General features: G+C 71.4%; 7 protein-coding genes. 5 read left to right on the top strand and 2 right to left on the bottom strand.

Annotation, left to right across the window (positions count from 1 at the left end):
* Positions 1-83: 83 nt before the first annotated feature.
* Positions 84-1,310, bottom strand: a complete 1,227-nt coding sequence (locus tag SSQG_RS27190; protein ID WP_003993087.1) for a L,D-transpeptidase — start codon at positions 1,308-1,310, stop codon at positions 84-86.
* A 156-nt stretch (positions 1,311-1,466) separates the two neighbouring features.
* Positions 1,467-2,711 (bottom strand): L,D-transpeptidase, encoded by a 1,245-nt coding sequence (locus SSQG_RS27185; RefSeq protein WP_003993086.1) that lies wholly within the window; start codon positions 2,709-2,711, stop codon positions 1,467-1,469.
* 187 nt (positions 2,712-2,898) lie between these two features.
* On the opposite strand from SSQG_RS27185, the gene glgX reads away from it, so the two are divergent.
* The 5 genes from glgX to SSQG_RS27160 all read left to right on the top strand — a co-directional run bounded on the left by glgX (position 2,899) and on the right by SSQG_RS27160 (position 12,843).
* Positions 2,899-5,151 (top strand): glycogen debranching protein GlgX, encoded by a 2,253-nt coding sequence (gene glgX, locus SSQG_RS27180; RefSeq protein WP_003993085.1) that lies wholly within the window; start codon positions 2,899-2,901, stop codon positions 5,149-5,151.
* Between the two features lie 175 nt (positions 5,152-5,326).
* Entirely contained in the window at positions 5,327-6,751 is a 1,425-nt protein-coding gene (locus SSQG_RS27175) for a sulfatase family protein (protein WP_003993084.1), read from the top strand.
* A gap of 127 nt (positions 6,752-6,878) precedes the next feature.
* Complete coding sequence (locus SSQG_RS27170) at positions 6,879-8,690, top strand: ABC transporter ATP-binding protein (protein WP_003993083.1); 1,812 nt, start codon at positions 6,879-6,881, stop codon at positions 8,688-8,690.
* On the top strand, positions 8,687-10,552 hold the full coding sequence (locus tag SSQG_RS27165) for an ABC transporter ATP-binding protein (protein WP_003993082.1): 1,866 nt from the start codon (positions 8,687-8,689) through the stop codon (positions 10,550-10,552). Before SSQG_RS27170 ends, SSQG_RS27165 begins: the two co-directional genes overlap by 4 nt.
* Positions 10,553-10,782: 230 nt before the next feature.
* Positions 10,783-12,843, top strand: coding sequence for a M4 family metallopeptidase (locus SSQG_RS27160; protein WP_003993081.1), 2,061 nt, complete (start codon positions 10,783-10,785; stop codon positions 12,841-12,843).
* Positions 12,844-13,056: the final 213 nt, after the last annotated feature.

Here is a 13,056-nt window from a genome sequence, read left to right as displayed (position 1 = left end):
CCCCGGGCAAGCACCGCACGGGGGCCAACGGCAAGGGCCCCGGTGCGGTCCGTCACACCGGGGCCCCTGCCGTCAGGCCGGGGTCACTTCTTCCACTTCTCCCAGGACATGTTCCAGCCGTTGAGCCCGTTGTCCGGGTCGACGATCCGGTCCTCGGAGTTCTTGACGACCACGACGTCGCCGACCATCGAGTGGTTGAAGAACCACGCGGCCGGCACCTTCTTGTCCCAGCCGCCGCGCACGTCGCGCAGGCCGATGCAGCCGTGGCTGGCGTTGTAGTTGCCGAAGGCGCCGCCCGCCCAGTAGTTGCCGTGCAGGAAGGTGCCGGAGGTGGTCAGGCGCACGGCGTGCGGGACGTCCTTGATGTCGTACTCGCCGCCGTAGCCGACCGTCTCGCCGTTCATCCGGGTCACCGTGAGCATCTCGCTGACGACCATCTGGCCGTTCCAGGTCTCCATCCCGGGCTTGCCGGTGGTGACCGGGATGGTCTTGACGGTCTTGCCGTCGCGCGTGACCTTCATCGTGAGCTTCTTGGCGTCGACCACGGAGACCTGGTTGCGGCCGATGGTGAAGTCGACGGTCTTGTCCTGCTCGCCGTAGACGCCGGGGCGGCCTTCGACGCCGTCGAGGTCGAGGTCGACGGTCACCTTGGTGCCGGGCTTCCAGTACTTCTCGGGGCGGAAGTCGAGACGGTCGTTGCCGAACCAGTGACCCTCGACGTCGACGGCCGGTTCCGTCCTGATGCGGATGGCCTTCTCGACGTCGTCCGGGTGGGTGATGCCCCGCGAGAAGCGGATGGAGAACGGCATGCCCACCCCGACCTTGGAGCCGTCCTCGGGGGTGAAGCTGCCGGTGAAGGTGTTGTCCGGCGTCAGGGTCGTGAAGCCGGTGTCCTCCGCGGCCGTGCGGCCTTCGGAGTCCTTGGCGACCGCGTGGACCTTGTACTTGGTGGCCGCGGCCAGATGGGTGGACGGCGTCCAGGTGGCGCCGTCCCCGGATATCTTCCCGGCGATCTTCCTGCCCTTGCCGTCCTCGACCTCGACCTCGGTCAGCTTCCCCTTGGCGGCGGTGACCTTCAGCGCGCCGCTGGTGTCGACGGACTTGGCGCCGTCCTTCGGCGTGATGCTGACGACGGCCTCGGACTGCTTGCTCCGCGCGGCGTCCGAGCCCTTGCCCTCGCCCCCGCCGGCACCGGAACCCGTCCCCCCGCCACCGCACGCCGTGACGGCCAGCAGCAGCCCCCCGGCTATCAGTGCGAGCGCTCCGTTCCGCCCGCCAACCGACGCCCCCGATATCGGTCGCCCGTTCACGTGGTTCTCCCCTCCCCGGGCCTGGTCAGGCCCCGCGCCCCTGCGCGTCCCCCGCGCACCGGCGAATAGTAACCACAGGGTGAACGGCACCGGCGGCCCGCGAATGTCACCGTTCGGTCCCAACGGAACGCTGCGTCAACCCACCCCCGTGTCGGACTACTTCACCGCACTGCCCGCCTTCCATGCGTTCCAGCCCATATTCCAGCCTCCGAGCCCGTTGTCGGGATCGACCTCTTTGTCATTGCTGTTGACGACCTCGACGACGTCCCCGACGAGGCTGCGGTCGAAGAACCAGCCGGCCGGGGTGGCGGCACCGCCGCCCTTCACGTCGCGCAGTCCGACGCAGCCGTGACTGACGTTGCTGTGCCCGAAGACGGAGTGGTGGGCCCAGTAGTTGCCGTGCAGGAAGGTGCCGGAGTCGGTCAGGCGCATGGCGTGCGGGACGTCCGGGATGTCGTACTCGCCCTTGCCGTCGCGCTTCTTGAAGCCGACCGTGGCGCCGTTCATCCGGGTGACCTCGAGCATCTCGGTCACCACCATCTTGCCGTTGTACGTGGTGGTCTTGGGGGCGCCGGCCGTGACCGGCACGGTGGCGAGCGTTTCGCCGTCGCGGCGGACCTCCATGGTGTGGCGGGCGGCGTCGACCACGGAGACCTGGCTGCGGCCGACGGTGAAGGAGAACGTCTTGTGCTGCAGGCCGTAGACCCCGCGGGCCCCCTCGACGTCCCGCAGGCGCAGGGCGACGGTGACCTGGGTGCCGGGTTTCCAGTACTCCTCGGGACGGAAGTCCAGGCGGGTCCTGCCGAACCAGTGCGGGCGGATCTCGACGGCGGGACTGGCGGTGACCCGCACCGCGCGTTCCACGGCGGCGCGGTGGGCGATCGCCCGGTTGAACTCCAGTGAGACGATCATTCCGGTGCCGACCGTGGCGCGGTTCTCCGGGGTGACGTAGCCGATGAAGCGTTCCTCGGGGACGTACGTCGTGAAGGTGGTGTGCCGGGCCGAGCGGCGTCCGTCGCCGCCCACGGCCACCACGTCGACGGTGTACTTCGCCGCCAGCGCCAGCCGCTTCTCCTCGGGCTCCCAGGTGAGCCGGTCGGCGGACAGGCGCCCGCGCACCGGGGTCTCCTGCGCGTCCTGCGACCTGACGACCTTCACCGACTCCAGGCGTCCGCCGGGCACGCGCACCCGCAGCTTCCTGCCGGGGCGCACACCCCTGCTGCCGTCGTCGGGCGAGACCCGGATGACGTCCTCGGGCGCCGGGGGCGCGCCGAAGGCGCCGGCGATCCCGCCCATGTCGTCCGAGGTACAGCCCGTGGCCCCGGCCATCAGCCCTGCCCATGTCACTACGGCGGCCAGCGCGGCCCTCGCGCGCCGCGCGCGCCCTTGTACGTGCCTCACGAGGTGCCCAACGACCGGCCGCGTCCCCGGGAAACGACCATGCCCGCCCCCGGGGAAACGTGAGTGCGACCCATGCTCTGGGCAGAACAGTGGGGAGGACGACGCGCAGGGGAGCCGCGACCCGGGCCGCGCACGGGGCCGCACCTCTCTGTCCCCCGTCGTCCCACGAGCCGCGGGAGGCTGACAGGTGTCCAGCGCAGCCGAGCAGGAGGCGGTGGCCGCTCGTCGGGCCGCCGGGAACGGGCGCCAGGCCGCCGCGAACGGCGTACGGCGGACCGCCGCGCCGCCGCCCACGGTGCCTGCCTGGCCGGGCGCGCCGACGCCGCTGGGCGCCCGGTTCCGGGTCGGTCCGGACGGGGTGGCGGGGACCAACTTCGCCCTGTGGGCGGGCGGGGCCGAGGGCGTGGAGCTGTGCCTCTTCGACGAGGCGGGCAAGGAGTCGCGGGTCCGGCTCGGCGAGCTGACCCACGAGATCTGGCACGGTTTCGTGCCGGGCGTGCTGCCCGGCCGGCGCTACGGCTACCGGGTGCACGGCCGGTGGGACCCCTGGACGGGCTCCCGCTGGAACCCGGCGAAACTGCTCCTCGACCCCTACGCGCGCGCGGTGGACGGGGACTTCTCGCTGCCTCCCGAGGTGTACGGGCACGTCCGCGACTGGCCGCAGCAGCACGTCGCCGACACCGTGCGCGACGAGCGGGACTCGGCGCCGTACGTCCCCAAAGGCGTCGTCGTCCACGATGACGACGACTGGGCCGACGACCGCCGCCCGAAGACGCCGTGGGCCGACTCCGTGATCTACGAGCTGCACGTCAAGGGCTTCACCCGGCTGCACCCGGAGATCCCCGAGGAACTGCGCGGCACCTACGCCGGTCTCGCGCACCCGGCCGCGATCGAGCACCTGGTCAGGCTGGGGGTGACGGCGGTGGAGCTGCTGCCGGTGCACCAGTTCGCCCACGAGGACCACCTGCTGCGCAGAGGCCTGCGGAACTACTGGGGCTACAACTCCGTCGGCTACTTCGCCCCGCACTCCGGCTACGCGGCCTCCGGGACGACCGGTCAGCAGGTCGGCGAGTTCAAGCGCATGGTGCGCGCCCTGCACGCGGCCGGAATCGAGGTCATCCTCGACGTGGTCTACAACCACACGGCGGAGGCGGGCGAACTCGGCCCGACGCTCTCCTTGAAGGGCATCGACAACCGCGGCTACTACCGCCTCCAGGACGACCCGCGCCGCTACGCCGACTACACCGGCTGCGGCAACACCCTGCACGTGGTCCAGCCGCACGTCCTGCGGCTGATCACCGACTCCCTGCGGTACTGGGTGACCGAGATGGGCGTGGACGGCTTCCGTTTCGACCTGGCGGCGGCGCTGGCCCGTTCCATGCACGACGTCGACATGCTCTCCCCGTTCCTGGCGGTCATCGCCCAGGACCCGGTGCTGCGCCGGGTGAAGCTGATCGCCGAGCCGTGGGACGTGGGGTCGGGCGGATACCAGGTGGGGGCGTTCCCGCCCCTGTGGACGGAGTGGAACGACCGGTACCGGGGCGCCGTCCGGGACTTCTGGCGGCACGCCCTGCCCGATGTTCGGGAGATGGGCTACCGCCTGTCGGGCTCCAGCGACCTGTACGCCTGGGGCGGGCGCAGGCCGTACGCGTCGGTCAACTTCGTCACCGCGCACGACGGTTTCACCCTGCGCGACCTGGTGACCTACGAGCGCAAGCACAACGAGGCCAACGGCGAGGGCAACCGGGACGGCTCGGACGACAACCGGGCCTGGAACTGCGGTGCCGAGGGCGAGACGGACGACGAGGGCGTACGGGCGCTCAGGCGGCGGCAGCTCAGGAACCTGCTCACCACCCTGCTGCTGTCCACGGGCGTGCCCATGCTGGTCGCGGGCGACGAACTGGGCCGCACCCAGCGCGGGAACAACAACGCCTACTGCCAGGACAACGAGATCGGCTGGGTGGACTGGAGCCTGCTGGAGGACCCCGGCTGGAGGGCGCTGTTCGAGCTGACCTCCCGGCTGATCAAGCTCCGTCACCGGCACCCGGTGCTCAGGCGCCGGGCCTTCTTCTCGGGCCGGGCGCAGACCGCGGACGGGCTGCGCGACCTGGCCTGGTTCACCTCCCGGGGCACCGAGATGACGGAGCAGGACTGGTACGCGCCGGCCGCCTCGCTGGCCATGTACCTGTCCGGACGGGACATCCCGGGCCGGGACGAGCGGGGGCGGCAGATCCTCGACGACAGCTTCCTGGCCGTCCTGCACGCGGGTGAGACGCCGGTGAGCTTCGCGCTGCCGGGGCCGCCGTGGGCGGAGCGGTACGAGGTGGTCGTGGACACGAGTCTGGAGGAGCAGGGGGAAGCGCCGGGCGTGGTGCACCCGGCGGGGACGGAGATCACGGTGCCGGCCCGGGCGGTGCTGCTGCTGCGCGTGGCCGGCTGAAGCATCGTTTCGCCGGCGGGCGATGTCGCGGCCCGTCCGGCGGGCCTTGTCGCCGCCCGTTGCGGGTGCGTGAACTCGCCGGGGATCTTCTTGACCCCGCCGTCGCACCGCTGGCAACGTCCGTACCGAGCCGCGGCCCCTCCCCCTCCCCCTCTCTGAATCCCAGGACCTCCGCATGCCCGAAATATCCCGTCGTGCCCTAGGGGCTCTCGTCGGAAGCGGTGCCGTGGGCGCCGTCGCCGGTACGGCCGGTGCCGCCGGTGCCACCGATGCCGCCGGTGCCACCCCCGTCGAGCGTCCCTTCACGGCCCGTCCCGGTGCCGGATCCGGCCGGCGCCCCAACTTCCTCGTCATCCTGGGTGACGACCTCGGCTGGGCCGACCTGTCCTCGTACGGCGCCCCGCACATCAGGACGCCGAACCTGGACCGGCTGGCCCGCCAGGGCGTGCGCTTCACGGACGCCTACTCCGGCTCCTCGACCTGCTCGCCGACCCGGTTCAGCCTCTACACCGGCCGCTATCCGGGCCGTACGAAGGGCGGCCTCGCCGAGCCGATAGCCGACAAGTCGCAAGGCCTGGACCCGAACCACCCCACCCTCGCCTCCCTGCTGAAGAAGGCGGGCTACGACACCGCGCTCATCGGCAAGTGGCACTGCGGCTGGCTGCCCGACTTCAGTCCGACCAAGTCGGGCTGGGACGAGTTCTTCGGGAACTTCGGGGGCGTGCTGGAGTACTACTCCAAGCTCGGCCAGCTCGGCGCGTACGACCTCTACGAGGGCGACGCCGAGTACCAGGACCTGAGGTACTACACGACCGTCCTCACCGAACGGGCGGTGGAGTACGTGCGCCGGGACCACGACCGGCCCTGGCTGCTCAACCTCAACTTCACCACCCCGCACTGGCCCTGGCTCGCCGAGGGCGACGAGGAGACCGCCGCCGGGATCGCGGCGAAGATCAGGGCGGCGAAGAGCCAGGCCGAGGTCAGCAAGGCCCTGAACCACTACGACGGCGGCTCGGTCGCCAAGTACACGCAGATGGTGGAGAGCCTGGACGCGGCCGTCGGCGAGGTGCTCGCCGCGCTGCGCCGCTCCGGGCAGGAGGACGACACCGTGGTGCTGTTCGCCAGCGACAACGGCGGCGAGCGCTGGTCGTACCTGTGGCCGCTCAGCGGCGGGAAGTTCTCCCTCCAGGAGGGCGGCATCCGGGTGCCGGCGATCCTGCGCTGGCCCGACCGGATCGACGGCCGCCAGGTCAGTCACGAGCCCCACTTCTCCCCCGACTGGACCGCGACCCTGCTGGAGCTGGCCGGCGCCCGGCACGACCCGGCGTACCCACTGGACGGCACGAGCCTCGCCGGGTACCTGCTGCGGGGCGAGGAACCGCCCGAGCGGGACCTGTTCTGGCGGGTGCGGGGCAACCGGGCGCTGCGGCGCGGCGACTGGAAGTACTACCGGGACGCCAAGGGAACCGACCACCTGTACAACCTGGCCGAGGACCAGCGGGAGCAGGCCGATCTCGCCCCGGACCGGCCGGAGCTGCTGGCGGAGCTCAGGTCCTCCTGGGAGAAGATCGCCTCCGGTCTGCTGCCGTACCCGGACTAGCCGAGGAGCCCACCGGTAGGCCGTCGCGCGGTCGGGAGGTACCCCCAGGTCGTAGGGCCACAGGACGAGTCGGAGTCGCCAGAAACTCGGTGGGCAGTGTCAGTGGCGGTCCGTAGGCTCGCTGCCGATGGCCACTACACCCGCACCCGCCCAGGACCGTTCCGCCGTGCGTACGCTGCTGCGTCTGTGGCCGTACGTGCGGCCCGTGCGGGCGCGGCTGTTCAGCGCCGCGTTCGTGGCGATACTCGCCTCGTGCGTGGGTCTGGTGATCCCGCTCGTGCTGAAGTGGCTGGTGGACGGACCGGTCGCGGACCACGACCCGGGCGGGGTGTGGCTCGGGGCGCTGTTCCTCCTGCTCCTCGGCTTCACGGAGGCGCTGCTGTTCGGCCTGCGGCGGTGGCTCGTGGCGCGGCCGCTGTCCCACGTCGAGGCGTCGATGCGGGCGGCTCTGTACCGGCACCTCCAGCGGCTGCCGGTGGCGTTCCACGACCGGTGGGCGTCCGGGCAGTTGCTGTCCCGGGGGACGACGGACCTGATGCTGCTGCGTCAGTTCCTCGCCTTCCCGCTGACGTTCCTGCTGGTCAACGGGGTGACGATCCTCGTCGGCGTGGTCATCATGCTGCTCCAGGACTGGACCCTCGGTCTGGTCGTCCTCGGGCCCGCGGTGCCCCTCATGGTGACCTGCGTGATCTTCGAGAAGCGGTACGCCAAGGTGGCCCGGCTCGCCCAGGACCAGGTCGGCGACCTCACCACGGTCGTCGAGGAGAGCGTGCTCGGCATCCGCGTCATCAAGGGCTTCGGCCGCCATCGCAGCCAGGCGCGGGCGTTCCGGGAGCTGTCGGGGACACTGCGCGGCACGGAACTGCGCAAGGCGCGGCTGCTGGCGACGATCTGGGGCGTCATCGTGACGCTGCCGGAGGTGGCGATCGGGGCTGCGCTGGTGGTGGGGGTCGCCCAGGTGGCCGACGGGGCGTTGTCGGCGGGCACGCTGGTGGCGTTCCTGTCGACGGCCCTGGCGTTGCGGTGGCCGGTGGAGTCGATCGGCTTCCTGCTGGCGATGAGCCAGGAGGCGGCGACGGCGACGGAGCGGTACTTCGAGGTGATGGACGAGGGCGTCGAGGACCCGGGGGCGGCCGCTGCCGCACCGAACGCCGAGGACGAAGGCCTGCGCTTCGACAACGTCCGGTTCCGCTACCCCGACGCCCCGCCCGGCTCCGCGCCCGTCCTCGACGGCGTCACGCTCCACATCCGGCCCGGCGAGTCCATGGCCCTGGTCGGGGCGACGGGCAGCGGCAAGACCACGCTCACCGCGCTCATCCCCCGCCTCTACGAACTGACCTCGGGCCGCATCACCCTGGACGGCGTCGACATCGCCGCCCTGTCCAGGGAGGCGCTGCGCACCAAGGTCGCCGTCGCCTTCGAGGAGCCCACGCTCTTCTCGGCCGGAGTCGGCGACAACGTTCTCATGGGGACGGACGGCACGGCCGGCGAGAGGGAGCTGGAGCGCGCCCTGTCCGTCGCACAGGCCGACTTCGTGCACGCGCTGCCGCAGGGGACGCAGACCCGGGTCGGCGAGCAGGGCCTCAGCCTCTCCGGCGGGCAGCGGCAGCGGCTCGCGCTCGCCAGAGCCGTCGTGGGGCAGCCGGAGTTCCTCGTCCTGGACGACCCCCTGTCGGCCCTGGACGTGCACACGGAGGCCGCCGTGGAGGCCGCCCTGCGCCAGGTCCTCGCGGACACGACGGCCCTGATCGTGGCGCACCGCCCGTCCACCGTGCTGCTCGCCGACCGGGTCGCCCTGCTGTCCGGCGGCCGGATCACCGCGGTCGGCACCCACCAGGAACTGCTGCGTTCGAACGCCGAGTACGCGCACTTGATGTCCGGCGAACAGTCAGGCGAACAGTCAGGCGAACAGTCAGGCCAAGAGGAGGGTGCACGATGACGGCGGCCACCACCACACCGGCCGACGAGAAACCCGACGACGACCGGCCCGGCGCCCGGACCCCCGCCACCGGCGACCCGTTCGACCAGGACGTCCTGCCGACACCTCCGGGCGCCACCGCCGCCCTCCTCCGTTCCCTGCTCGCGCCCAGGAAGGCCCGGGTCACGGTCACGACGCTCCTGCTGCTGCTCCAGCAGGCGGTCGTACAGGCGGGTCCGCTGCTCGTGGCGTACGCCATCGACCGTGCCGTACCGGCGTTCCGGGCGCAGGACCACGGGCCGCTGATCGCGGTCGGGGCCGGCTACCTCGCGTGCGCGCTGGCCGCCGGTGGTCTCCAGTTCGCGTTCGTCGCCGCCGCGGCCCGGGTGAGCCAGGACGTGCTGCTCGACCTGCGCGGCCGGATCTTCCGTCACGCGCAGGCGCTGAGCGTCGACTTCCACGAGCGCTACACCTCGGGCCGGCTCATCTCCCGCTCCACGACGGACGTGGAGTCGCTGCGCGAGCTGCTGGACGAGGGACTCCAGGAGCTCGTGACGGTCGTCCTGTCGTTCGTCTACATCTCGGCGATGCTGCTCTGGCTGGATCTGGGCCTCGGCGGCGTGGCGATGGCGTCCTTCGTGCCGTTGTACGCCCTGGTGCGGCTGTACCAGCGGCGGGCCGGGCGGGTGTACCGGGCGCGGTCCACCGCCATCGCGGCCGTCATCGTCAAGTTCGTCGAGACCATGAACGGCATCCGGCCGGTGCGCGCCTTCCGCCGCGAGGCCGTCAACGACACGGACTTCGGCGCGCTCAACCACCGGCACGAGCGGACCAACGGCGACGCGCTGCTGGAGATGGCCCGGTACGTCACCGGCTCGCGGCTGGTCGCCAACACCGCGGTCGCGGCGATCGTGCTGTGGGGCGCCTACCGGGTCGCGGACGGCACGCTGGCCCTCGGTGTGCTGGCGGCGGCCGTGCTGTACCTGCGGCGGCTCTACGACCCCATCGACCGGCTGGGGATGTTCCTCAACTCCTACCAGTCGGCGGCCGCCTCGCTGGAGAAGATCGCCGGGCTGCTCGCGCAAGCCCCGTCGGTGCCCGCACCGGAGACTCCGCGGCAGCTCCCGCCGCTCGCGAGCGAACACCCGGGGCGCGAGGTCGTCTTCGACGGGGTCCGCTTCGGCTACCGCACCGGCGGCGAGGTGCTGCCCCGCTTCGACCTCACGGTCCCGGCCGGGCAGACGGTCGCGGTCGTCGGTTCCACCGGCGCCGGCAAGTCGACACTGGCCAAGCTGCTGGCCAGGTTCTACGACCCCTCCGGCGGCCGGGTGCTGCTGGACGGGGTCGACCTGCGTGACCTCGCCGTGCCCGAACTGCGGCGCGGGGTGGTCATGGTGACGCAGGAGGCCTTCCTGTTCTCCGGCACGGTCGCCGAGAACATCGCGATCGGCCGTCCGGACGCCCGCCGCGAGGAGATCGAGCGGGCGGCGAAGGAGATCGGCGCGCACGACTTCATCAGCGCCCTGCCCGACGGCTACGACACCGACGTACGCAAGCGGGGCGGCCGTATCTCGGCCGGCCAGCGGCAACTGGTGGCGTTCGCACGGGCGTTGCTGGCCGACCCGGCGGTGCTGATCCTCGACGAGGCGACCAGTTCGCTGGACATCCCGGGCGAGCGGGCGGTGCAGCGGGCGATGGCGACGGTACTGAAGGGCCGTACCGCCGTGGTCATCGCGCACCGGCTGTCGACCGTCGAGATCGCGGACCGTGTCCTGGTGATGGAACACGGCCGGATCGTGGAGGACGGAGAACCGGCCGAACTCATCGCGGGCACGGGCAGGTTCGCGGATCTGCACCGGGCCTGGCGGGACAGTCTGGCGTAGCGCGGAGCGCCGCCAGGTCGTCGTCCGGCCTGGCGGCGGACAGGAGAAGCGTTCGCATAGCGAACATGAACTTCCGGTCAACGAACCTTTTCCGGCCATAGTGTTGACGCGCTCCTGACAGCAAGCGCACTCCCCTGCCACGCTTCCCACGACTGCTCCACGGCAACCCCACGGCAACACCTCCACCTCCCCAGGCCGGGCGACCCCCGGTCCAGCAGAAGGAGTCAGTGTTGAGAAGCAGTTCCTCGCGAAGAGGCACCTCCCACAGACGCACTCCCCACACCCCTCGCCGCACCGCGGCCGTGGCCCTCGCCGGCGTCGCCGCGCTGATCGCCGCCGCCGTGCAGACCGGCACCGCCACCGCGGCCCCCGCGACGGCGCCGGCGGCCGCGAGCAAGGCGAAGCCCGGCACGGAGTCGGTCCGGCTCACCCCCGCCCAGCGGGCCCAGCTGATCCGGGAAGCCGACGCCGGCAAGGCCGAGACCGCGAAGGACCTCGGCCTCGGCGCCAAGGAGAAGCTGGTCGTCCGCGACGTCCTCAAGGACAGCGACGGCACCGTGCACACGCGCTACGAGCGCACCTACGACGGCCTGCCGGTCCTCGGCGGCGACCTGGTCGTGAAGAGCACGAAGGCGGACGCCACCGCCTCCGTCGTGAAGGCCACCCGCGCCGCCATCAAGCCGGCCACGACGACCGCGGCCGTGTCCACCGCCAAGGCGGAGCGGCAGGCGCTGTCCGCGGCGAAGGCGGGCAAGGCCAAGAGCCCCGACGTCGACAAGGCGCCCCGCAAGGTGATCTGGGCCGCGAGCGGCAAGCCCACTCTCGCCTACGAGACGGTCGTCGGCGGCCTCCAGGCGGACGGCACCCCGAACGAACTGCACGTCGTCACCGACGCCGCCACCGGCGAGAAGCTCTTCGAGTACCAGGGCATCGAGACCGGCACCGGCAACACGATGTACAGCGGCACGGTCACGCTGGGCACCACGCAGTCGGGGTCGACGTACAACCTGACCGACGGCGCGCGCGGCGGCCACAAGACGTACAACCTCAACCGCGGCACCTCCGGCACGGGCACGCTGTTCTCCGGCCCCGACGACGTGTGGGGCAACGGCAGCGCGTCCAACGCGGAGACCGCCGGCGCGGACGCGCACTACGGTGCCGCGCTGACGTGGGACTACTACAAGAACGTGCACGGACGTTCAGGCATCCGGGGTGACGGCGTCGGCGCCTACTCCCGCGTCCACTACGGCAACAACTACGTCAACGCCTTCTGGTCCGACAGCTGCTTCTGCATGACCTACGGCGACGGCTCGGGCAACACCCACCCGCTCACGGCCATCGACGTGGCCGGCCACGAGATGACGCACGGCGTCACCTCCAACACGGCGGGCCTGAACTACAGCGGCGAGTCCGGCGGTCTGAACGAGGCGACCTCCGACATCTTCGGCTCGACCGTCGAGTTCTACGCCAACAACTCGGGCGACGTCGGTGACTACCTCATCGGCGAGGAGATCGACATCAACGGCGACGGCACGCCGCTGCGCTACATGGACAAGCCCAGCAAGGACGGCGCGTCCAAGGACAGCTGGTACTCGGGCATCGGCTCGATCGACGTGCACTACTCGTCGGGCCCCGCGAACCACTTCTTCTACCTGCTCAGCGAGGGCAGCGGCACCAAGACCATCAACGGTGTCACGTACAACTCGGCCACCTCGGACGGCCTTCCGGTCACCGGCATCGGCCGGGACAAGGCGGAGAAGATCTGGTTCCGCGCACTGACCACCAAGTTCACCTCGACCACCAACTACGCGGCCGCCCGCACCGGCACCCTCGCGGCCACCGGTGAGCTCTACGGGACCGACAGCGCCGAGTACAAGGCGGTCCAGGACGCGTGGGCGGGCATCAACGTCGGCACCCGCTCCGGCGGCGGAGGCGGCGGCGGAACGTCCTTCGAGAACACCGCCGACGTGGCGATCCCGGACCGGGGCGCGGCGGTCACGTCGCCGATCACCGTCTCCGGGCGGACCGGCAACGCGCCGTCCAACCTCCAGGTGGCCGTGAACATCGTCCACACCTACATCGGTGACCTCCAGGTGCAGTTGGTCGCGCCCGACGGCACGGCGTACACGCTGAAGGGGTACGGCACCGGCGGCAGTGCGGACAACATCGACACCACGTACACGGTGGACGCCTCCTCCGAGGCCGCCAACGGTGTCTGGCAGCTGCGGGTCCAGGACAACGCTGCCGTCGACACCGGCTACATCAACAGCTGGAAGCTGACCTTCCCGTAGGCCGCGGCGCACGGTCGGCGGCTCCATGTCAGGGCGCCGTCCCGGCGGGTTCGACTCCCCCAGGACGGCGCCCGCGCCGTTCCCCGGGCGCACATACCGCGCCGTCGATTTCCGGCCAACATCACACGCACTCCTGACATGTACGCGTCCGGGGTGCCAGTCTTCCTCCACCCGCCGCACAGCACCCCAGCAGTTCCCCCACACTTAGGAGCT

Origin of the sequence: Streptomyces viridochromogenes DSM 40736 (assembly GCF_000158955.1) — a bacterium.
In the GTDB taxonomy this organism is placed as follows: domain Bacteria; phylum Actinomycetota; class Actinomycetes; order Streptomycetales; family Streptomycetaceae; genus Streptomyces; species Streptomyces venetus.
The sequence above is the reverse complement of the archived record's forward strand: the minus strand, read 5'-3'. Positions and strand labels throughout refer to the sequence as shown.